The organism is Pseudomonas sp. GL-RE-29, from assembly GCF_019947275.1.
GTDB classification, from domain to species: Bacteria; Pseudomonadota; Gammaproteobacteria; order Pseudomonadales; family Pseudomonadaceae; genus Aquipseudomonas; species Aquipseudomonas fluorescens_A.
Genome location: NZ_JAGYGD010000003.1, coordinates 167,430 through 189,607 on the forward strand (window position 1 = coordinate 167,430; position 22,178 = coordinate 189,607).

At 58.7% G+C, this 22,178-nt stretch carries 17 protein-coding genes; 10 read left to right on the top strand and 7 right to left on the bottom strand.

The annotated features are described in order from the left end of the window. Nucleotides 1–28: 28 nt before the first annotated feature. The 3 genes from KGB21_RS04220 to KGB21_RS04230 form a co-directional block, all read right to left on the bottom strand. On the bottom strand, nucleotides 29–1,225 hold the full coding sequence (locus KGB21_RS04220) for a patatin-like phospholipase family protein (protein WP_223503759.1): 1,197 nt from the start codon (nucleotides 1,223–1,225) through the stop codon (nucleotides 29–31). Nucleotides 1,226–1,354: 129 nt separating this feature from the next. Then, a complete protein-coding gene (locus KGB21_RS04225) occupies nucleotides 1,355–2,161 on the bottom strand; it encodes a lytic transglycosylase domain-containing protein (protein ID WP_223503761.1) in 807 nt (268 codons plus the stop codon). A 271-nt stretch (nucleotides 2,162–2,432) separates the two neighbouring features. Then, on the bottom strand, nucleotides 2,433–3,359 hold the full coding sequence (locus KGB21_RS04230; RefSeq protein ID WP_223503763.1) for a LysR family transcriptional regulator: 927 nt from the start codon (nucleotides 3,357–3,359) through the stop codon (nucleotides 2,433–2,435). A 174-nt stretch (nucleotides 3,360–3,533) separates the two neighbouring features. Between KGB21_RS04230 and KGB21_RS04235 the strand changes: the two genes are divergently transcribed. Both KGB21_RS04235 and KGB21_RS04240 read left to right on the top strand, forming a co-directional pair. Next, nucleotides 3,534–4,544 carry a zinc-dependent alcohol dehydrogenase family protein gene (locus tag KGB21_RS04235; RefSeq protein WP_223503765.1) on the top strand — a complete coding sequence of 337 codons (1,011 nt, stop codon included), beginning with the start codon at nucleotides 3,534–3,536 and terminating at the stop codon, nucleotides 4,542–4,544. Between the two features lie 563 nt (nucleotides 4,545–5,107). After that, nucleotides 5,108–6,241 (top strand): aminotransferase class V-fold PLP-dependent enzyme, encoded by a 1,134-nt coding sequence (locus tag KGB21_RS04240; RefSeq protein ID WP_223503767.1) that lies wholly within the window; start codon nucleotides 5,108–5,110, stop codon nucleotides 6,239–6,241. A gap of 97 nt (nucleotides 6,242–6,338) precedes the next feature. On the opposite strand, the gene KGB21_RS04245 is transcribed toward KGB21_RS04240, so the two are convergent. Next, nucleotides 6,339–6,578 (bottom strand): hypothetical protein, encoded by a 240-nt coding sequence (locus KGB21_RS04245; protein WP_223503768.1) that lies wholly within the window; start codon nucleotides 6,576–6,578, stop codon nucleotides 6,339–6,341. A 220-nt stretch (nucleotides 6,579–6,798) separates the two neighbouring features. Here KGB21_RS04245 and KGB21_RS04250 point away from each other — a divergent pair, with 220 nt between their 5' ends. Both KGB21_RS04250 and KGB21_RS04255 read left to right on the top strand, forming a co-directional pair. Then, nucleotides 6,799–7,257, top strand: coding sequence for a DUF6130 family protein (locus KGB21_RS04250; RefSeq protein WP_223503770.1), 459 nt, complete (start codon nucleotides 6,799–6,801; stop codon nucleotides 7,255–7,257). Nucleotides 7,258–7,366: 109 nt separating this feature from the next. Beyond that, nucleotides 7,367–8,212: a helix-turn-helix transcriptional regulator gene (locus KGB21_RS04255; protein ID WP_223503772.1), complete on the top strand. Its 846-nt coding sequence runs from the start codon at nucleotides 7,367–7,369 to the stop codon at nucleotides 8,210–8,212. A 44-nt stretch (nucleotides 8,213–8,256) separates the two neighbouring features. Here the strand turns inward: KGB21_RS04255 and KGB21_RS04260 are convergent, their stop codons facing one another. Together KGB21_RS04260 and KGB21_RS04265 are read right to left on the bottom strand one after the other, a co-directional pair. Beyond that, complete coding sequence (locus KGB21_RS04260; protein ID WP_223503774.1) at nucleotides 8,257–8,766, bottom strand: YkgB family protein; 510 nt, start codon at nucleotides 8,764–8,766, stop codon at nucleotides 8,257–8,259. A gap of 119 nt (nucleotides 8,767–8,885) precedes the next feature. Beyond that, nucleotides 8,886–9,737, bottom strand: coding sequence for a helix-turn-helix transcriptional regulator (locus KGB21_RS04265; RefSeq protein WP_223503776.1), 852 nt, complete (start codon nucleotides 9,735–9,737; stop codon nucleotides 8,886–8,888). A gap of 215 nt (nucleotides 9,738–9,952) precedes the next feature. Here KGB21_RS04265 and KGB21_RS04270 point away from each other — a divergent pair, with 215 nt between their 5' ends. The 5 genes from KGB21_RS04270 to KGB21_RS04290 all read left to right on the top strand — a co-directional run bounded on the left by KGB21_RS04270 (nucleotide 9,953) and on the right by KGB21_RS04290 (nucleotide 19,364). Then, nucleotides 9,953–11,110 (top strand): two-component system response regulator, encoded by a 1,158-nt coding sequence (locus tag KGB21_RS04270; protein WP_034150449.1) that lies wholly within the window; start codon nucleotides 9,953–9,955, stop codon nucleotides 11,108–11,110. 56 nt (nucleotides 11,111–11,166) lie between these two features. Beyond that, nucleotides 11,167–15,567 (top strand): response regulator, encoded by a 4,401-nt coding sequence (locus KGB21_RS04275; RefSeq protein ID WP_223503778.1) that lies wholly within the window; start codon nucleotides 11,167–11,169, stop codon nucleotides 15,565–15,567. Nucleotides 15,568–15,608: 41 nt separating this feature from the next. Next, a complete protein-coding gene (locus tag KGB21_RS04280) occupies nucleotides 15,609–15,962 on the top strand; it encodes a hypothetical protein (RefSeq protein ID WP_223503780.1) in 354 nt (117 codons plus the stop codon). Between the two features lie 151 nt (nucleotides 15,963–16,113). Continuing rightward, a complete protein-coding gene (locus tag KGB21_RS04285; RefSeq protein ID WP_223503782.1) occupies nucleotides 16,114–17,085 on the top strand; it encodes a threonine dehydratase in 972 nt (323 codons plus the stop codon). Nucleotides 17,086–17,237: 152 nt separating this feature from the next. After that, nucleotides 17,238–19,364, top strand: coding sequence for a TonB-dependent siderophore receptor (locus KGB21_RS04290; RefSeq protein WP_223503783.1), 2,127 nt, complete (start codon nucleotides 17,238–17,240; stop codon nucleotides 19,362–19,364). Nucleotides 19,365–19,412: 48 nt separating this feature from the next. On the opposite strand, the gene KGB21_RS04295 is transcribed toward KGB21_RS04290, so the two are convergent. Then, nucleotides 19,413–20,087 (bottom strand): NADPH-dependent F420 reductase, encoded by a 675-nt coding sequence (locus KGB21_RS04295; RefSeq protein ID WP_223503785.1) that lies wholly within the window; start codon nucleotides 20,085–20,087, stop codon nucleotides 19,413–19,415. A gap of 197 nt (nucleotides 20,088–20,284) precedes the next feature. Between KGB21_RS04295 and KGB21_RS04300 the strand changes: the two genes are divergently transcribed. Beyond that, on the top strand, nucleotides 20,285–22,144 hold the full coding sequence (locus KGB21_RS04300; RefSeq protein WP_223503787.1) for an ABC transporter ATP-binding protein: 1,860 nt from the start codon (nucleotides 20,285–20,287) through the stop codon (nucleotides 22,142–22,144). The last annotated feature ends 34 nt before the right edge of the window (nucleotides 22,145–22,178 follow it).

Genomic DNA, 22,178 nt, shown 5'->3' on the forward strand with positions numbered 1-22,178 from the left:
AGATAGGCTAATTCGTTCAGTGGTTGTTTCATCGTTTGGTGTTTTCCAGGTGCGGCGATTTATGCCACGGATAGCCCTTCGCGCTGAGTTGAAAGGCGTAATCGAATAAACGCTTCATGTACTCGCCATCGAATTTGCGATCGTGGGCAAAATCAAAATCGGAGCCAATGTAGGCGAGATTGAAATCTGCGCCATCCTGTTGCGCCATTCGGTAAATGCGCTCCAGATCGCTGATCCCCTGAGTTTGAATCAAGGCACTGATGGCTCGACCGCCGATGCTCAATGTGCGGCGCTTGGTCCCGGACCACTGCGGCTCCAGCGTTCCGTTACGAATCACATAGAAATGCCGGTCCATTCGCAAAGGTGCTCCGGTGGCTTTGCTCAGCGCCATCACGGTGCTGGGTGGGTAAAGAAACACTTGGGTAATGACCCCACCGTCCACGTGCATTTCCTGAAACAGTTTGCCATCAACGTCCACATCAATCATGACGGGCGAGACTGCACCGGGAATACTCATTGAGGCGAGCATGATATTGCGGAAAAGGTCGAGCGCTCCCGGTGCCTGGCTGGAAGCAATTGCGCCCATGTTCCAAGTGACCGGCCGCCCCGAATCAAGGTCAGTGGTGCCGATCAGCAGAATTCGTCCTTTGGCGTACTCCGTCGCGATCGCCGCGAGAATTTCTGTTGTGACGTATTTTGCGATGAGCCGCGAAAGAGGTTTGCTATCAGCGATACCGTCGCTGGCAAAGCGGGTTAACACGTTTCGCGAATGAAAAATGTCTTTGGGACCGATTCCGTTGGAGACATATCGAATGACGCCGTCGTACTCGGACCCCAGGTATGCGAACGGGGCGACCAGGGCTCCCGCGCTAATGCCCGTGACGAACTTGAACACGGGGCGAGTCCCGTGCGTCGTCCATCCGGCAATCAGTCCCGCTGCGAATGCCCCTGCATCGCCGCCACCGGAAACCGCCAGCATATTCGCCAGGGGAAGGATATTGTTCGGCTTCCCGGCCTCGGCGAGCACCTCGCTCTCACGTTTGTTGGACTGAACCGCATCCACAATGAAAGGCGTCAGGTCGTGATCCAGCCTGTAGCGAGCATCGGGAATGCCCGGGATAACAGCTTTTTCCGTCAAGGTCGGCGGAACCGCGTCACGACGTGGCAGACATGCCTGAAGAAACAGGTCCAGAGAGGCGCCAGGTTTGAGCGGGAATGGTTTCACATCGTCTCTCCAGCCCTTGCCGTCGACAGAATCAATTGCGACGCGTGCCCCGACCAGAACCACTGACCGCCCCAGGTGGTGACCTTCACGAATTACGCTAGCCGTCGCGGCTGGCCTTGAGGGTCAACGCTAGCGATGCTTGCGATAGCGTTCGGTCAAGGACTGCACGAGGGTGACGTAGGATTGCGTCTCGGCGTAGGGAGGCACGCCGTTGTACTCGACCACGGACGCTTCGCCGGCGTTGTAGCCTGCCAGCGCCAGCACCTGGTTGCCGTTGAAGCGCTTGAGCAGCCAGGCCAGGTAGCGCACACCACCACGAATGTTCTGTCGCGCGTCGAACGGATCGTCCACGTCGAAGCGTTCGGCGGTAGCGGGCATCAACTGCATCAGCCCCTGGGCGCCGGCTTCGGAAATAGCGTTGGGGCGAAATGCCGATTCGGCATGAATCACTGCGCGGACCAGCGCGCTGTCGACACCATAATGACCCGAAGCGGCTTCGATCTCCCGCTGATAGGAACGGGTGTCCAGGCGCAGCGAGGTGACTTTGAAATCCTTCGGCGCCATGCACAGATAGCAGCCCTTGATGTAGTAGGCCTCAAGGACATCGACCCGTGCGGAAATCCCGACGGGGCGCCGACTCACATATTGACGAACACCCTTGTGGATGAACGTGAACACCCGAATCCGCACCGCGCCTGAATCGTCGCCCCGCACAAGCCGTGGCACGGTCATAGCCTTGGCGCCGACATCGGCGCCCGCCATGTCTTTCAGGCGAATGCAGTGGGCGTTGGCAATGGCTTGGCTGGTGTAGCTGATGGCTCCGTCCCGGGCTTGGCATTTGTACATGGCGCTGGCGCACAGTGGAGCGACCAGCAAGGCCAGCTCGATGCAGCCAATCAGGCCCTTGCGAGCCCCTCGCCATGCTCTGGAACTCATCACATCGCTCCGCACCGCAGGCGCCGATCAGGCCACGGCGCGTGGCCCGGCCGCCTGTTGTTCTGATAGTTATACCCCTTGTTACCGGCCTTGAAACTTGTATTGACGTAAGGGCAGGCGCACAGACCTGGGGCCCCCTGTAAGCGGACCGCAGGATCCAGAACCTGAGCAACCAACCCTCCATTCAAGCGTTGCTATAAAAACAAAAGTCATTTGCGATTTGACCGGATTGTTGCACCACAATCATCAGTGCGATTGGCGTTCCTCCCTATTAGGATGATCTCAGCGGGTCCAGCCAGTCAGAATGAAGCTGCGGAAAACGCTCTTGCAGCCATTCAATAAAAACCTGTACTTGCGGCGCCAGGTGCATCCGGCTTGGGTACAACAGCGACACAGGACGAGTGGCTGGTCGATAGGCTCTTAGAATCTCCACCAAAGCGCCGCTGTCCAGATACTCGGCCACAGTAATGCCTGGCGCCTGGATTATTCCGAAGCCCGACACGCCACACTGAACGTACGCATTCGATTCGGTGACGGTGATACCGGCATTACTGACAAACGCTCGATCCTGACCCTTAACCGAGAAGTGCCAAGGCAATGTTCTGTTGCTCTGACCGGACAAGAAGTTGACGCCTCGATGGGCGGCGAGATCGTCGAGTGTCTCGGGTTCGCCGTGCTCGTGCAGATACTCGGGCGCCGCGCACGTCACCATGGTTGCCATTGCGATAGGGCGGGCGATCAATGTCGAGTCCGGTAAATCGCCTATGCGCAATGCACAGTCGATGCCTTCGCCTATCAGGTCAACGGCTCGATCGGTCACACCCAGCACCATGTCGATGCCGGGGAAGGCGGTGGTGAACGCTTTAAGGCTTCTGATGAATTCCATTTGTGCAAAAGCGGTCGGGATATCGACGCGAAGTCGTCCCGCAAGCGTTGCTCCGGTGCGGTCAAACATCGAGGTCGCGGCAGAAATGCCCGCGAGAATTTCCTGCACCCGCACATAAAACCGCTCACCCTCGGCGGTGAGCGCCACCTTTCTCGTGGTGCGTTGGAACAAGCGCACGCCCAATGACGTTTCAAGCTCCTGGATATAACGGGTGACCTGAGGCCGCCCGATGTCCAGCGACTCGGCGGCTTTAGTGAAGCTGCCGAGTTCGGCGAGTCTGGCGAACAGTCGCATTGATTGCAGCAATTCCATGACGTATCCATGTGGGCCCCGACTGATTTACGGAGCAAAAGATAATTGTTGCCTGAGGATAGAACAATCATGTCTATTTCCGCGCATTTATTGCGCGCCTTCAAAAGCGAAAGATGTGCCCAACGCAGAGACATTTCTGGTTTGCGGCCCATTGACGTGTATTTGGAGATTCAAATGAAGGCTTGGCTATTGAAAGATTTCGGACTCGACAACCTGCAATTGGGAGAGGTAGCGACCCCGCAACCCAAGGCTGGCGAGTTGTTGGTCAAGGTCGGCGCTGTCTCACTCAACTTTCGCGACAAGGCGATCGTCGACGGTATCTACGAACCGCATAAAGTGCCCAAACCCCTGATCCCGGTCAGTGATGCAGCCGGCACAGTGGTCGCAGTCGGTGATGGCGTCACGCGCTTCAAAGTCGGTGATCGGGTCAACTCGCATCTGTACTCCCGTTGGCTGGATGGCGAGCCGGGGCCGAACGAACCGGATTACTGCTTCGGCTCGCCGTTGCCCGGCGGTCTGGCCGAATACATGATCATCCACGAAGACAGCGCGGTGGGTGCGCCAGACAACATGAGCGACGAAGAGGCGGCAACACTGCCGATTGCCGCGCTTACGGCGTGGTATTCGCTGGTGGACTTCGGACAGATTCAGCCGGGTCAAACCGTGTTGGTTCAAGGTACCGGCGGGGTGTCCATTTTTGCCGTGCAAATCGCTACGGCGCTTGGCGCCAAGGTGATCGCAACGTCGAGTAGCGACCAGAATCTGCATGCCGTGAAAGAGCTAGGGGCTGTAGCGGGCATCAACTACCGAACCACTCCGAACTGGTCGGATGAAGTGCTGGCGCTGACCGAAGGGAAGGGCGTGGATCTGCTGCTCGATGTGGCCGGCGGCAGCGGCATCAATCAGTCGGTCGCAGCGACCAAGGCATCCGGGCGTATTGCGCAGATCGGCTTTTTGACCGGGCAGACCGTTGAACTCAACCTGATGCCACTGATTTTCCGCCAGACAACCATTCGCGGTATCGCCGTGGCGCCGCGCTCATCGTTTGACCGGATGAATGCGTTCCTCAACGAACACGAGATTCGTCCCGTGATCGATCAGGTGTACCCGTTCGAGAAAGCACGAGAAGCTTACGAGCATCTTGCGAAGGGTGCATTTGGAAAGGTTGTCATCAAAATCGGTTGATATCGGTAAGGCTGTTTTCTGTGAGCGCTACTGCATCTACGCATGCCTGTAAGACAGGATCAGCTTGTAGCGCTTCTGATACTCCTCACCGGAGAGGCCCTGCTGTTCGAGTTGTTGCTACCAGCACAGATTCTCCCGCTACGCTACTGCCCGAGGCTTTGGCAATACGCCGAAAATCGGCAGCAACGTTCCGTGGGTCGGTTTCCGGTGGCGTTTGCAGTCTCGGGAACCCTGCTTACAGCCTTCGGGTACTTCGCGATGGTCCTCGCGGATTGACGTGGTCCGCAGAGCCGAGGGTTGATAGTCCATAACGACCGGCTGCTTCGTGTCAACTGCTGCCCTTCGTACCTGGTCGTTAGCGACCGAACGCAAGGAGGCAGGAATCTTCAAGGCCCACCCTCCCACAACTGAGCAGCCACCTGCGAACATTGCTACGTCCAGTAATCGACCTGACGATGCCAACCGCTCGACAGAAGTCGTCATTCACTCCCGAGCAATCTTGTCATTTGCCAAGGCTTAGGGCAGGGTCGATACCACTGACATCTCTGCCAAAGGAGTCACCCATGTCAAAGCTATATCCCAGTATCGATCCTGAGGGGCTGGTCGAGTACTCAGTGGTCTACACCGACCGCTCGCTCAACCACATGTCGCAGTCGTTTCAAGGCGTGATGAAGAACATTTCCAGCACCCTGAAACAGGTTTACAACGCCCAGGGTGTTGCGGTGGTTCCGGGCAGCGGCACCTTCGGCATGGAAGCGGTGGCGCGACAGTTTGCCACCGACCAGCAATGCCTGGTGATACGCAACGGCTGGTTCAGTTATCGCTGGAGCCAGATCCTGGAGATGGGCAACATCCCGTCGGCCACCACGGTGCTTAAGGCCCGACCGGTCGAAACGGGTCGCCAGGCTGCCTACACTCCACCTCCTCTGGACGAAGTGCTGGCAGCCATTGCGGCGCATAAGCCGCAGATTGTCTTCGCCCCCCATGTTGAAACCTCATCAGGGATTATCCTGCCCGACGACTACCTGCGGGCCGTCGGCGACGCCGTGCATGCGGTGGGTGGCTTGTTCGTGCTGGACTGCATCGCCTCTGGCACGCTGTGGGTTGATATGCAGAAATGCGCAGTCGACCTGCTGATCAGCGCACCGCAGAAAGGCTGGAGCGCTTCCCCTTGCTGCGCCCTGGTGATGCTAAGTGCTTTGGCCCTCGAGCGCATCGAGCAGACGCAGAGCAGCAGCTTCGCTTGCGACCTGAAGAAGTGGCTGCAGATCATGCAGGCCTACGAACAGGGCGGACATGCCTACCACGCGACCATGCCCAGCGATTCCCTCGCGCGATTTAACGACGTGATGAACGAGACGCAAGCCTACGGTTTCGACAAGGTCCGCGGCGAACAACAGGTTCTGGGCGATCGGGTACGCGCCATGTTGACCGGCAAAGGCTTTAAAAGCGTGGCCGCAGCCGGCTTTCAGGCCCCTGGCGTAGTGGTGAGCTACACCGATGATGCCGACATCAAGAGCGGTAAGAAATTTGCCAACCACGGTCTACAGATCGCCGCCGGAGTGCCGTTGCAATGCGACGAGCCGGCCGACTTCCAGACCTTCCGCATCGGTCTGTTCGGACTCGAAAAGCTGCAGAATATCGAGCGCACGGTCAACACCCTTGAGCAGGCACTGGACGAGGTGATGGTGAGCTAAGCCCTCATCTTGCCCGCAGCACGTCCTCGCCAGGGTGGAAACGTTTGGTGCAGGGTCAGCCGAAGCTAGGGCGTAAAGCCCTAGCGGATAGCAGGTGTCACTTTTTCTTTTTCGCCGGCTTTTCTGCCTTGTCTGATTTCTTGGCCTTTTCTGGCTTGCTATCAGCTTTTTTTGCAGATTTCTTTGGTTCGGCATCTTTCTTCTTGTCTTTCTTTTCGGAAGATTTCGAAAGAGCCGAGGCCGCAGCTGATTTCTTCGCCGATGATGACTTTTTGTCTTTCAAATCCTTGCTGGCGTTCGAAGCTGCACCTTTGCTTTTCTTCTCGTCTTTAGCCACGTTGACCACCTCTCGGAGTATGCCGGTATTGGCACATCGCCTGTGCGAATGTCCACAAGCTGATCATTAGGCGAGCGCGTCCAACAGCGGTTCAAATTCTTTTTGATGCGTTGAGATCGGCGCACCGATATGTACTGAGGTCTGAAAGCAGGTATGTCTGAGCGTCGACAATGCCACGGTTTGAACTAGCCTTGAGTTAAATAACGGGGAGACAAATCCCATGCCCGTCGCTCTCGGAGATATGTTGGTCATTGCCTTGGGTGTTTTTTGCATAGCAGCGTCCGGCCAAACGGTTGCTGCAGAAACCCATGAGCCACCGGCAATACTCCCGTTGGAGTCCGAGTCGGTGCCTACGCTCGTGGCCTATCCGCCACTGGCCGAGCCGCTGGCCCGCGGCGTCGTCATTATTCAATATCGAACAGAGCGCGCCAGGATCATGCCGGTTTTTGGTAAAGCGGCTGCCGACGTGTCACCACGACTCGGTCATCTTCACGTTACCGTTGAAGACTGGAAGGGTACATGGGCACACACCAGTGAAGACCCGATTATCCTGGTCGGACTGACGCCCGGCACTCACAGGGTTCTTCTTGAAGTGGCCGACCCGACTCACAAAATCCTCACCAGTACGGTCGTGAGTTTTACAGTCCCGGAGAAGAAACCAGCGGGCGCCACACCGTGACGATAACTGCGAGGAGCGAGAGCGGAGATGGGCGAAGCGTGACTGATCAAAAAGTAGTAAACCGACGGTGATAGGATCTGAGCGACTCTATCTCGCCAAGAGATTGCCCATGGATCGCTTGTCTACCCTGTTGTCGCAGTTCGGCGTGCGCGCAAACCTGTTTTATAACGGCCGACTTTGCGGCCTGGCGTCTTACGATGACACTGAACGGCGTGGTTATATCCATCTGTTGCAGGCAGGCAGCGTCACGTTGCAGGGACCCGATCGCAAGGATGTGCTGCTGACCCGGCCCAGCCTGATTTTTATGCCACGCCCCAGCCGGCATCAACTGTTTGCCGGTGAGTCAGAGGGCGCTCAACTGTTGTGTGCGTCAATGGAGTTTGAAGGCGGGGTTGATAACCCGTTATCGGCTTCCTTGCCCGACTGCCTGGTGCTGTCCCTGGATGAGCTGCCAATGCTGGCCGATACGCTGAAGTGGATGTTCGGCGAGGCGGCAGGCGGACATTGTGGCAGAGAGGCCGCGTTGGACCGGTTGTTCGAATTATTGATCATTTTGTTGTTCCGGCACCTGCTGGACCATCATCAGTTGCGAACGGGAATGATGGCAGGACTGGCCGATTCGCGGCTGGCGCGCTCCTTGGTACAGATTCACAACGCGCCGCAGCGAGCCTGGTCAATTGCGGAGCTGGCGAGCGAGTCGAACATGTCTCGCGCGGCCTACGCCGTGCATTTTCGGGCCGTTATCGGGCAGACGCCAGCCGATTATCTGTTGAGTTGGCGTATCAGCCTGGCGCAGAAGCGTCTGCGGGAAGGGCGTTCGATTACGCTGATCGCCGCCGAGGTAGGCTATGAAAGTCCTTCGGCACTTGCTCGTGCGTTTCGGCGCAAGACAGGCTACAGCCCTCGGGACTGGATGAAAGACCTGGCAGGAGAAGATGATGGGTCGATGGCCTGAAAGCATCGAACTGCTTCAAGCCATCCCGGTTGGTCAATCATCGGTTAACGGCGTTCCAACTCAGTCAGCGAATGGCCGGCCACAAATATCGACGCAGCAAGCAACCCGATGTCTTTAAGTAGAAACTGGCCCGGCGCGACCGTAATGGCGGGAAAACCGAGGCCGGATTCAATTACGCCGGGGGTCGAGAACATGAAGCTCAAGGTCGTGAAGAACAATCCTGCAGACAGCGCACCCCCAATCAATGAAAGCTTTGGAGATAGCAGGCGACCTGCAATCAGTACACCGATCGAGACCTCCAGAATGCCGAGCAGACTGGAGAAGGTGTCGACACTGAAAATTTCATAAACCCAACCCAGGAAAGGGCTGTTGCTCACCAGCGGAACCAGCCCGACGGCTTCGTAGTGTGTGAACTTCATCCCGCCGAACCAGAAGTAAATGGCCGCGAGCGCAAAGTAGGCACCGTAGGTGCCCAACGCCATGGTTTTGATTCCGAGCGTAGAAGGGTTTTGTGCGTTGTTGGTTCTGTGTTTCTCAATGCTTAAGGTTTTCATGATCAAGGCTTCCAGGAGTGTGGTGAGGAACGCTAATCAGCAACCCGGCGCGGTGTGCGTTGGGAGTGGAGACAGTGTTGCCTTGGATTCCACGCTCGTGCCGTCTGAACGTATTGCGTTCAGTGCAGATCGTCTTGACTGATGGCAGGATTGAAAGAACAGGCAGATTCACGCAGCTGTGCCGGACTCACCCCAAGGCGCTGCCTGAAAGTCGTTGCCATATGCGCCTGAGAGTTGAATCCGCAGGTGAGGGCGATCTGCGCAAGGCTGGCGGTCGAATCGCGCATCAGTGCGCGGGCCTTGGCGAGACGTCGATCGATCAGGTAACTGTGGGGGCTTTTGCCTGTGGCGTTCTTGAATGCCCGGATGAAATATCCTTCGGACAATCCCAGCAACCCGGCCATCGCCGGTATGCCCAGCGGGCCATCGAGGCCAGCCTCGATAAACTCATCGAGCAGGCGCATCCGGCTACCGGTTATCGAACCCTGGACGGGCACCGACAACGCTGGGTTGTCCGTTGCCCGCTCAGCCAGGGCGAGTGCCCAGGTCTCCCAATCGTCTTCCACCGAAGCCTGTAACAGCGCGGCGCGCATGCGCAGCGCAAGGGTAATGGCTTGCGGATCAATACGATTGTTGAACGCATGGTCCCCAGCCAGCGCAACACCGTCGGTGCGAATCACCCGCAGGTACTCACCGCCCTTGGGTGACTCGGACAACACGTCACAGCCAACGGGGACGAACGCCAGTCCGTTGGGCAGGGCGTCGAAGGGGTGGACGCGATCGCTGCCAATAGCGTGCAGTCCTCGTTGGCTGTCGAAGGCAAAGCCAATCGCCGACTGGGTCGCCACATAGCGGGTCGCATAAGCAGCGCCGGGTAGCAGCTCGATCGCCCAAGGCCCGGCCTCGATTCGACGGACCGGTTCAGGCTGGAGCGGGGGCAGGAGGCGGTTTCGATGGCTCATGAGCAGCATAGTAATGAAGAGGGGGTGAAAAAGTCAGGTCAGTTTTCTGAACGCAAGGATGGTGTGGGTTTTTCCGTGCAGAGCCGTTGGGCTGTCTTGTCACTTGTGCTTGTGCCTGACCCCAAAGGTTGTTTGGCAGTTTGACGTCGTACAGCTAATCTAGCGCACGCTAGGGTGGAAATGTCGCCTTGGGTCGTCAGTGTCTGGCAAGGGAGCCGCCCGCGATGAATACCGAACAGAGTCATTACAGTCCGCCCACCCTGCTGGTGGTGGATGACACACCCGATAACCTGCTGCTGATGAATGATCTGCTAAAGGATCACTACCGGGTCAAGGTCGCCAATAGCGGTGAGAAGGCTTTGCGATTACTACAGGGCGGCACGTTACCGGACCTGATTCTGCTTGATGTCATGATGCCCGGACTGTCCGGCCATGAAGTGGCGATTCAACTCAAGCGCGACCCGCGTACGCGCGACATTCCAATCATCTTTCTGACGGCCATGGCCGGTACTGAAGACGAGATCCATGGCCTGGAACTGGGTGCTGTCGACTACATCACCAAACCTATCAGGCCGGCTCTGGTTCTGGCGCGGGTGGATACCCAGCTCAAGCTCAAGGCGGCGGCGGACTTCCTGCGCGATCACAACGACTATCTCGAGCAGGAAGTGGCGCGTCGCACTCGCGAGGTGACGGCGATCCAGGACGTGGCGATCCAGGCCATGGCTTCACTGGCGGAGACCCGCGATAACGAAACGGGCAACCATATCCGGCGAACCCAGCATTACATCAAGGTGCTGGCCGAGCATCTGCGTGACCATCCCCGATTCAGTCACTTTCTCAGCGAAGAGACCATCCAGTTGCTGTTCAAGTCGGCACCGCTGCACGACATCGGAAAAATCGGCATTCCCGACCATATCCTCCTAAAGCCTGGGCGATTCACCGAGGAGGAGTTCGAGATCATGAAGACGCATACCACGCTGGGACGCGATGCCATCCAGCATGCCGAGGATGCGCTTGGCATTCGCGCCGATTTCCTCAGCCTGGCCAAGGAGATTGCCTATAGCCACCAGGAAAAATGGGACGGCAGCGGGTATCCGCAGGGGCTGGCGGCTGACGACATCCCCATCAGTGCCCGGTTGATGGCGGTGGCTGACGTCTATGACGCACTGATCAGCCGGCGGGTCTACAAAGCGGGGATGCCCCACGAACAGGCTGTCGAGATTATTCGGCAGGGGCGCGGTACGCACTTCGACCCGGACATCTGTGATGCCTTCCTGGTCTGCGTTGATCAGTTCCAGGCCATTGCCGAGCGTTTTGCCGATACCGATCAGGACATGGCCGGCAAGCTGGCGGCCCTGGAACGTGTTGGACAAGCTACCTGAGCCAGGGCTGCGAGCCCGTTTTAACCGTGTATTCATCAGGTTCACAAGGATAGGTCATGGCCCGATTACGCACCCTGCTTGAGCGTCTCTCGCTGCTGCACAAACTGATCCTGGGATTCGCCGCGCTGCTGCTGTTGGTACTGGTACTCGGCGTGCAAAGCCTGCGCACTCAGCAATCGCTGAAGCAGGACATGCAGAACCTCTATCTCCAGGAACTGGTCGGCATGGAGCACCTGTATGAGGCGCGGGTGCAACTGCCTCATATGGTGCAAGCCCTGCAGCGGGCGGTGGGAACCAACAGCGCGCAATTCCGTGTCGAGTCCCTGCAGCGCCTGCGTGAGACCCAGGATCGCTTACAGCGGGCTCTGGCTCAAGCCAAAGTGACCCTCAGGCGCCCGGAGAATCTGGCGCGTCTCGCCGAGTTGGATATACTGCTGCAAAAGTTGCAGGCAGATAACGATCAGGCTTTTCAACTGATTGATCAAGGCCGACAGGGGCAGGCGATGTTGCTGCTCAATAGCAGCGAGTTTCAGCATCTCGATCAGCAGGCCGATGCGCTCTTGAGCACGATCGCCCAGATCAAGAGCGCCTCGATTCGCGACACGGCCAAGGATATTGCCGACTTCGCCGAACACAGCACCTTGCTGACTTACGTGCTGTTGTTCGGCGGTTTGTCGCTGGCGCTGCTGCTGTCCTGGCTGGCCAGCCAGTCGATCCGCAATCCGCTCAACCGGGTGCGGGTGGCGGTGGATCATTTGGCCGCCGGGCAGCTCGATCAGCCGATTCCTCACACCGACCTGAATAACGAAACGGGTGATCTGGCACGCGCCATCGCCAAACTGCAGACCGAGTCCCAGCAACTGGAGCGCCAGCGCTGGATCAAGGCGCATACCGCGCAATTGCAGGTGGATTTACAGCAGGCCGATACACCAGACGAACTGGCGCACGTGTTCCTGCAGCACATGGCAAGCCTGCACGGAATCTGCCAAGGGGTGCTTTACAGCGCACACGAGGAGTCCGCCAAACTGCTGCTGATGGGCCGCTATGCCACCGATGCCGAGCGACCACCTGAGGCACAAGTCATGTTCGGCGATGGCCTGCTGGGGCAGTGCGCGGTGGATCGCCAACCAAGGCAGTTTCACGCGCTGCCGGAGAATTTCTGGCGTTTGCATTCGCCCCTGGGCGAGATTCCGGCCAATTGCCTGCTGCTGCAACCCATCGTGCATGGTGAACGGTTGCTTGGGGTACTCGAGCTGGCCGGACTGGAGCCACTGAACGAGCGTGAATTGCTGCTGTTGCATGAAGCCACCCCGCGTCTGGCGGCCGCGATGGCGATCATGGAGCGTAATGAAGCGGTCAAGACGCTCTTGGCAGAGACCCGTCGCCAGGCCAATGAAGTGGCGGAACAGGCGCTGCAATTGGAGGAACAAGCCCAGGCACTCGAAACCCAGCAATCGGCGTTGCGTGCGACCGAGGCCTGGTATCGCGGGATTATCGAAGCGGCGCCGGACGGCATGTTGGTGGTGGATGCCGAGGGGCACATCCTGCGTACCAATCGCCAACTGGATCAGCTGTTTGGTTATGCCGCCGGAGAACTGCTCGGAGAACCGATCGAACGCCTGGTGCCGTCGGCGAGCCGAGGGCGCCACGTGGCGCTGCGTAACGGGTTCCTTGCCCACGGCGACACGCGACAGATGGGCGCCAATCTGGACGACCTGCAAGGCGTGCGCAAGGACGGTAGCCTGTTCTCGGCCGAGATCAGCCTGTCGCGTTTGCCGAGTCTGGAAGGCGGCGAAATATGCGTGTGCGCGTCGGTGCGTGATGTGAGTGAGCGCCGACAGTTGCAGGCGGCGTTGAAGGCCAATGAAGCGCAGTTACGTGCAGTCCTCGACAGCAGTCCGGTGGCCATGGTGATCCGGGATGGCGATGGCCGTCCGACCTACTGCAACCCGCAGTTCGACAGTTTGTTCGGGACCCGCCTCGCTGACCTCGAACGTACCGACCCGGCGCAGTTCTGGGTCGACCCGCAGGCTCATCAGCGTTTCCTCGCAGCGGAGTCGCAAGGTGAGGTGCTGAACTTCGAGGCTTGCATGCAGCGTGCTGAAGGCGATCGTTTCGACGTCCTGGTGTCGGCCATCACGATGACGCTGGGCGAGCGGGGCATGGCTGCCAATTGGTACTTCGATATCACTGATCGCAAGCTCGCCGAAGCCGAGGTGCAGCGCGCACGGGAGGCTGCAGAAGAGGCGACCCGGGCCAAGAGCGACTTCCTGGCCACCATGAGCCACGAGATCCGCACGCCGATGAACGCCATCATTGGCATGAGCCATTTGGCATTGCGAACCGAGCTCAACCATCGCCAGCGCAACTACATCGAAAAGGTCCATCGCTCGGCGGAAAACCTGTTGGGGATCATCAACGATATCCTCGACTTCTCGAGGATCGAGGCCGGCAAGATGAACCTCGAGCACATTCCTTTCCGCCTTGAGGACGTGCTCGACGGTTTTTCCAGCATGATCGGCCTGAAAGCCGAGGACAAAGGCCTGGAACTGCTGTTCAGCACGGCTGCCGAATTGCCGACCGCATTGATCGGCGACCCGTTGCGTCTGGGTCAGGTGCTGATCAACCTGGGAAACAATGCGACGAAGTTCACCGAGCAGGGCGAGATTGTGCTCGGTGTAGAGCTGCGCGGCACCGCAGGAGAGAACGCCCAACTGCATTTCTGGGTGCGTGACAGCGGAATCGGCATGAGCGCCGAGCAATGTTCGCGGTTGTTTCAGCCGTTCAGTCAGGCGGATAGCTCCACTACCCGCAAATACGGCGGCACCGGCTTGGGCCTGGCCATCTCCCGGCACCTGGTGGAATTGATGGGCGGGGACATTTGGGTGGAGAGCGAGCCGGGCTACGGGTCGACTTTCCATTTTGAAGTGAGCCTGGGCGTGCAGCATGACGTTCATTTACGGCGCATGGTGACTGCCGACGAACTGGCGGGCTGCCGTGTCCTGGTGGTCGACGACAACGCCAGTGCGCGGGAGATTCTGTCCTGCATGGCGCGCAGTTTTGGCGTGGAGGTGGACGTCGCGCAAAGTGGGCGTGGCGCATTGGCCATGCTGGTGGAGGCCGAATCCAGGGCGCTACCTTATGACCTGGTGCTGATGGATTGGCGCATGCCGGGTATGGACGGGGTGGAGACGGTGCGACAGATGCACGCCGCCAAACTGGCGCAAACACCGTCGGTGATCATGGTCACCGCGTTCGGTCGCGAGGAGGCGCACGAAGAGGCCAGTCGACATGGCATTCAATTGCCGTTGGTGCTGACCAAACCGGTAACGCCGTCTACCTTGCTTGAAGCGCTTGGCGCCGTACTCGGCAAGTCGCCTCAAACGGATACCCGGGCCAGCGAGCGATTGGGCCAGAGTGCCAGTGCCATGGCCAGCCTGCGTGGCGCACGACTGTTGCTGGTGGAGGATAACGAACTGAACCGGGAGTTGGCGTGTGAGCTGCTGGAGAGCGCCGGGGTTGAGTTGTGCCTCGCCGTCCATGGTGCAGAGGCGCTTGAGCAACTGGAGCGTGACGCGGACATCGATGGTGTGTTGATGGACTGTCAGATGCCGGTGATGGACGGTTATACCGCTACCCGCAAGATTCGCGAACAGTCACGTTGGGCCGATTTGCCGGTGATAGCCATGACGGCCGACGCCATGGCGGGGGACCGCGAACGGGCGCTTGGCTGCGGCATGAACGATCACATTTCCAAGCCCTTGAACGTCGAAGACATGTTCGCCACGTTGGCCAAGTGGATACATCCGCGACCTGGTCGTGGCGCTCCTTCGGCGGAAGTTTCGCCAATCATCCCCGTGACTGCGCCAGGCCTGCCGGCCAGCCTTCCCGGTATAGATTTGAACGCAGGCCTGGGCACCTGCATGGGCAAGGTCGAGCTCTACCTGCGCCTGCTGCGCAAGTTTCAATCCAGCCAGCAGGCCTTTTGTACTGAGTTCCTGGCGGCACGCGGTCTAGGCGATTCTTCGGCGGCAGTCAGGGTGGTTCATACCTTGCGCGGTACGGCGGGCAATATCGGCGCCTTGGGTGTCGCGAACGCAGCCAGCGCCTTGGAACAGGGGTGTCTGAGCGGAGTGTCGGAGCAGGACCTGGCCGATCGATTGGCAGAAGTTGAGCGCTGCCTGACAACGGTGCTTGAAGGATTGGCGGTACTGACCGAACCGACATTGACCGTCGATTCATCAGATGCACCGCCTCTGAACAGCGAATGGCATGCTCAGCTGGATCACGTCCGTTATCTGTTGGCCGAGAGTGACGGCCAGGCATTGACAGCCTTGCACAAACTGCAGGAGCTGGCGTCAGGCCCGCGGGCAGTGGAGCAGTTACATCGGGTTGTCCAGCAAGCCGAGTGCTTCGATTTCGATCAGGCTCTGGAATTACTGGAGCAACTGTCCTGATGATCTCGTTGCCACAATAAGGCGTCGAGGCCGTGGCAGGCGTGAGTGACCTACGCCTGCTTCTGGCCGAAAGCGATCAGGCTTCGGCGTGTACGCCCCACGTTTCATTTAATCTCGGTTCCGGGCGTGAAAAATTTACCGGGATCATCGGCTTGCTTCAGGTCAATCAAGGCTCGGCAAACGCAGTGGGAGAATTGTTCCTGCAACTTTTCGGGGTCTTTCCAGGCTATTTGGGAGGCCTGCAAATGCTTTGCCTCATTCGATTTATAGCAGGCACAGTTGTCAAGTCGGGTGATGCCGTCATTGCTCTGACAAGCAGTGGTAAGGAAAGAGATCGCGATGAGTATGACGAGGCGTTTCACTGGCTCCCCTCCGAGACTGTTGTGATGGTCTGACAAAGCAGAACGCGGTCCGCTCAATAAGCCCGAATACAGAAGGAAGCTTAGCTGTCATTTTCCATCGAGGGGGCGAGACAGTCAGGTCAGTTTTTTGAAAGCCGGTGGGGTGAGTGTATGTCTAGACTGGGCCAAAACCAGGAGACGACTCATGCACCCACTGACGCGCGAAGATATCGAACAAGCGGCCCGCCACGTGTACCAGGTAATGCCTGCCACCGCCCAGTACGCCTGGCCTTTGTTGGCCGAGCGGCTGGGTTGCACGGTGTGGGTCAAGCACGAAAACCATACACCGACCGGTGCTTTCAAAGTGCGTGGTGGCATTACCTTCATGCACTGGCTCAAACGTGAGCACCCGGACGCCAAGGGCATTGTCACCGCCACCCGCGGCAACCATGGTCAGAGCCTGGCGCTGGCAGCCGCCGCGCTGAGCTTAAGGGCGTTGATCGTCGTACCGGAAGGTAACTCGGTAGAAAAGAACAAAGCCATGCGCGGCTTTGGCGGTGAAGTGGTCGAGTACGGCCGTGATTTTGATGAAGCCCGTGAAGAGGCCGCGCGCCTGGCGCAGGTGCATGATCTCTATCTGGTGCCGCCATTCCATGTCGAACTGGTCAAAGGTGTGGCCACTTACGCGCTGGAACTGTTCATGGCCGCACCGGATCTGGATACCGTGTACGTGCCGATTGGCTGTGGCTCGGGGATTTGCGCAGTGATCGCCGCTCGCGATGCGTTGGGTTTGAAAACCCGTGTGGTGGGCGTGGTTTCCACGGAGGCTGCGGCCGCCAAGTTGTCGTTTGAAGCGGGAGAAATCCTCGAAACCGCCACGGCGAATACTTTCGCGGATGGCCTTGCCGTGCGCAAACCGATTCCCGAGGCCTTTGCCATCTACGGGTCGGCTGCGGCTCGAATCGTATCGGTCAGCGAGGAGGAAATTGCCGAGGCCATGCGCGTGTATTACACCGATACCCACAACCTGGCTGAAGGGGCGGGTGCGGCGGCCCTGGCGGCACTTATCCAGGAGCGTGAATCGATGACGGGAAAAAGGGTAGGGGTGATCCTGTCCGGGGGGAATGTTGATCGGTCGGTGTATGCAAAGGTGATTGCTCCGTCCTGCCAAGTCTGAGAAAACCTGCGAAGCACGACGTGTTGAACCCGGCACTGTCCAGAAAATACAAATGCGAATAGGTATCAAAAGCCAATGGCGTGGTTTACCATGCGCCGCTATTTATTGGCACGAATGCCGTCCCATTTGGCTATTTTCTCAAGGTTTCCTCGATGCGTCGTACTTTGGTTTCTGTCTGTGTGCTTCAGGCGTTTTCCGCTTCTTCCTGGGCGGAGCAAGTGACAACCGATAAATCCAGTCTGGAGCTGCAAGCGACCGACATCGTGGGCACCGCTGACTTTGAAACGGCATTGGGGCCGGTGGATGGGTATCGCGCGACGCGTTCGGCCAGTGCAACGCGAACCGACACGTCGATCCACGAAACACCACAATCCATCACGGTGGTGCCCAAGGATGTCGTGGAGGACATCAGTGCTACCCGGTTGCAGGACGCGCTCGACTACGCCGGAGGGGTGGGGCGGGCGAACAATTTCGGTGGCCAGGGCCTGACCACTTTCACAGTGCGTGGATTTACCACCGGCGAGTTCTATCGCAACGGATTTCCGATCAACCGTGGTTATCCGAACATGCCTGATGCGAACACCATCGAGCGGCTCGAAGTGCTGCGAGGGCCGGCGACCATGCTCTATGGACGAGGTGATCCAGGGGGCACATTCAACGTCATTTCCAAACAACCTTTGGCCGTGCCCACGGTCACGCTGGGTAGCCAGCTCGATGACCAGGGGATGAAGCGTGGCACGCTGGACGCCTCCGGCCCGCTGGATGAAGAAGGTCGCCTGGCCTATCGCCTGAACGTGGTGGGAGAGGGCGGTGATACCTTCCGCGATCATGTTGAAACCGAACGCTATGGCGTGACTCCGGTTATTTCCTGGCAGGCCAACGATGACACCAAGGTGATCTTCGAGGGCGATTTCATGCGTAATAATCACCCGCTGGATCGTGGCCTGACACGCTATCCGAATCAGATTGGCACTGCGTCGCGTGACACGTTCTTTGGTGAAAAAGACGTCGGTAAATTGCACAACGACAACAACATGGCGCAGTTGCGTTTCGAACACCTGCTGAGCGATAACTGGACCTTGGGCGGTGGTTTCCAGTGGCTCGACGGCACCCTTGAAGGTAATGCCGTTGAGGCCAATGGTGTCGCGGCCGACGGACGCACCCTGGGCCGCAACTTCAACTATCGCAAGCTGGAGTGGACGGACAAGGACACTCAGCTCAACCTCACCGGGCATTTCACCGCTGGCGGTTTCGATCACACCTTGCTGACCGGAGTCGAGTACGAGGATTACGACTACAAGTCGATCATTCAGCGTTCCAGTGGCGCGGTGAGTGCCTATCCGATTGATATCTTCGATCCGGTGTATGGCCAGCCTCGTCCAGCCTTGACCCGAACCCCGACCAATGACAAGGAAAACCTCAGGACCTACGCCGCTTTCGTCCAGGATCAGGTGGCATTGACCGAACGTTTGAGAGTCCTCGCCGGGGCTCGTTTCGAGCGCTTCGAGCATGAGTACGAAACCTTCGTACCGGGCGGTAGAAGCTGGGATGCCAGCGACAATGCCGTGACCCCGCGCATAGGGGTGACCTATGACCTCACCGACAACGTGGCGATCTACGCCGATACGGCTCGCTCGTTCAAGCCCAATACGGGTGCCAGCCGGCAAGGCGGTGGTTTTGACCCGGAAAAGGGCAAATCGTATGAGCTGGGTATCAAGTGGGAAGCACTGGACAGTCAGTTGAGCGTCGACGCGGCGATCTACCAGATCGAAAAGCGCAATGTGCTCACCACCGATCCGGTGGACTCGACCTTCAGCGTGGCGGCAGGCGAAGTTCGTAGCCGTGGTTTCGACCTGAATGTCGCCGGCAACCTGACCCCGCAATGGCGGGTGATTGGCGGCTACGCGTATGTCGATGCCGAAGTGACCAAGGACAACGTGATCAAGTCCGGCACCCGCTTGATGAACATTCCGCAGAACAGTTTCAGCCTGCTCAATGTCTACGAATTCCAGGACGGTGCGCTCAAGGGGCTCGGGCTCGGTACAGGGCTCAAGTACGTTGATGAGCGTGCAGGGCAGACCGCCAATACCGCGTTTTCAATGGGGAGCTACACGGTTGTCGACCTGCTTGGCTATTACAAGGTAAATGACAAGATCAGGCTCAATCTGGACGTGAAAAACCTGACTGACGAAGACTACGAGGAAGGGGCGTTCGGCAACGTTTACGCCTATCCAGGGGCGCCGAGAACGGTACAGGTTGGAATTTCTTATACCCTCTAGCGAACCCGTGGCTTTGGTTTGAATCCAGTGGCGACAAGGCAGAACTTGTTAAAGGCCCAATCTGCGCTTGAGTTCGGCCTCGCTCAACACGCCGCTGAGCGGGCCGCCCGGCAAACCTTCATTGGCGCGCACCAGCGGGATAAGCACCGGCACAAATCCGGCATCTCGCACCAAACGGGCACCCAGCTCTCGGGCCTGGGTGTCGTCGGCGAAAGTGGGGATCGCCTTGCTTTTGCCAGATTGGTCTTTCATTGATGCGTACCCTATGGCGTTAAACGCTCGCACCAGGTGCACCCCAGGCAAATATTGCTGGTCCGCCAAGGCGACTCCCAGATCCAGCGCCTTGCGCCCTACGTCGCCGTCACGACCGCTGAACGGATTGCTGGTGCTGAACACCACTTTGCCGGTCAGTTTGCCCTTCAGTTGTTCGGACAGTGCCGGCATTGCACCGTAGGGAACACTCAGCACGATCACATCACCCCATGCCGCTGCATCGCTTACCGAGCCCGCCTGAGCGTTGGGGCCGGCAGCCCTGACCAGTTCCGTAAGCGCCTCGGGGTGGCGTGACGAAAACATCACCGAATGTCCGGCCTTCACCCATAGCGTGCCAAGCGTACCGCCGACGTTTCCTGCGCCGATCACACTGATCTTTAGCGTGTCCGCCATAGCCTGACCAGTGCACAGAGCCATGCCAGCGAACGTCAAAAAGATGATTGCGTACATGCGTTGTGCTCCTGCGTTGGAAAGCGGTGTTGTCATCACCGCAGTACAGCCTAGCGCGTTCTTCGGGTGTGCAATGCCGTCAGCTCGTCTTGCAGCAAGGGTCCGGGGGGCCTCTTACCTGACCCCAGCTTCGCAAAACCCGCAAAGCCACCGTTCAATGGCAGAATCTGCGCAACTTGATCGTTTTGGAGAACACCATGCTTCGTGCGTTTGAACGAAGGCTCGACCCCTTTCCCCCTGACGAGGTACCACCGCCACCCGACGGCCTGGCTCGCTTTCTTTGGGCCTGTACGCGGGGTGCCCGCGGTTACATCCTAGCGCTGGCGCTGCTCGGTGCTGGTGTGTCGATTTACGAAGCCTGGCTGTTTTCCTTCCTCGGACAGGTTGTGGACTTGCTCTCGACCTGGCAGGCAGGCGGTGAAGCGGCTGCGCAGGAAAGTCGCGTGTTGTGGGGCATGGGCATCGTCATGGTGACCAGTATCGGCCTGGTGGCGTTGCGCACCATGGTGCAGCACCAGATATTGGCGATTAACTTGCCATTGCGGCTGCGCTGGGACTTCCATCGCCTGATGCTGCGGCAAAGCCTTTCGTTTTTCTCCGATGAATTTTCCGGCCGAGTCACTACCAAGGTGATGCAGACGGCGCTGGCGGTGCGCGACGTGCTGTTCACCCTGATCGAGATCGTGCCCGGGATCGGCGTGTATTTCATTGCGATCATCGCACTGGCCGGCGGCTTCGCTCTGAAACTGATGCTGCCTTTTATTGCCTGGGCCGTCTTGTTCGGTCTGGCCATGTGGTACTTCGTGCCCCGTCTGGGGAAAGTCGGCCAGGAACAGGCCAATGCGCGGTCGATGATGACCGGGCGTATCTCGGACGCCTACACCAACATCACGACGGTGAAGCTGTTCTCCCACTCCAATCGTGAAGCGCACTTCGCGCGCGCGGCGATGGAAGACTTCAAGCAAACCGGTTTTCGCCAGATGCGCCTGGTCAGCCAGTTCGAAATCGTCAACCAGGCATTGGTGGTGGGGTTGATCATGGCTGCAGGTGGCTTTGCCCTGTGGCTATGGCACCAGGGTCAGGTCGGCGCAGGTGCCGTGGCGGCCATCACCGCCATGGCATTGCGTATCAATGGCATGTCGAACTGGATCATGTGGCAAATGACCTCGCTGTTCGAGAGCATCGGCACCGTGCAGGATGGCATGGCCACCCTGACCCGCGGCCCGAAGGTGCAGGATGCGCCGAACGCGGGCGTCCTGGTGACCTCCGGCGGAGCGGTGACCTTCGATAATGTGAGTTTCAACTACGGTGGCGAACGTCAGGTGCTCGATGGCCTGAGCCTGAACATTCGCCCGGGCGAAAAAATCGGCCTGGTAGGGCGCTCCGGCGCGGGCAAATCCACGCTGATCAACTTGCTGCTGCGTTTCTATGACGTCGACAGCGGGGAGATTCGCATCGACGGCCAAAACATCGCAAAGGTGACTCAAGACAGCCTGCGCAGCGCCATCGGCATGGTCACGCAGGATACCTCGCTGCTGCACCGTTCCATTCGCGACAACATCGCCTACGGCCGTCCGGATGCAACCGACGCGCAAATCCGCAGCGCCGCGGCCAATGCCCAGGCCGATGAGTTCATCAGCCAACTGAGCGACCGGCAAGGCCACACCGGCTATGACACCCTTGTGGGTGAGCGCGGTATCAAGCTGTCAGGCGGCCAGCGCCAACGCGTCGCGATTGCCCGGGTGATGCTCAAGAATGCGCCGATCCTGTTGCTTGACGAGGCCACCAGCGCACTGGACTCGGAAGTGGAAGTGGCCATTCAGGAAAGCCTTGATGAAATGATGCAGGGCAAGACCGTGATCGCCATCGCCCACCGGCTGTCCACGATTGCCGCCATGGACCGGCTCATCGTCATGGATGATGGACGCATCATCGAACAGGGCACTCACAGCGAATTGCTTGGGAAGAACGGCATCTATGCGCGGCTGTGGCAGCATCAAAGCGGTGGGTTTCTGGGGGAGGATCAGGGAGTGGTCGAGGCGGTTGATCAGGCGTGAGCATGAAGGGGGCGCGGCAAGGGGGTACGACGTC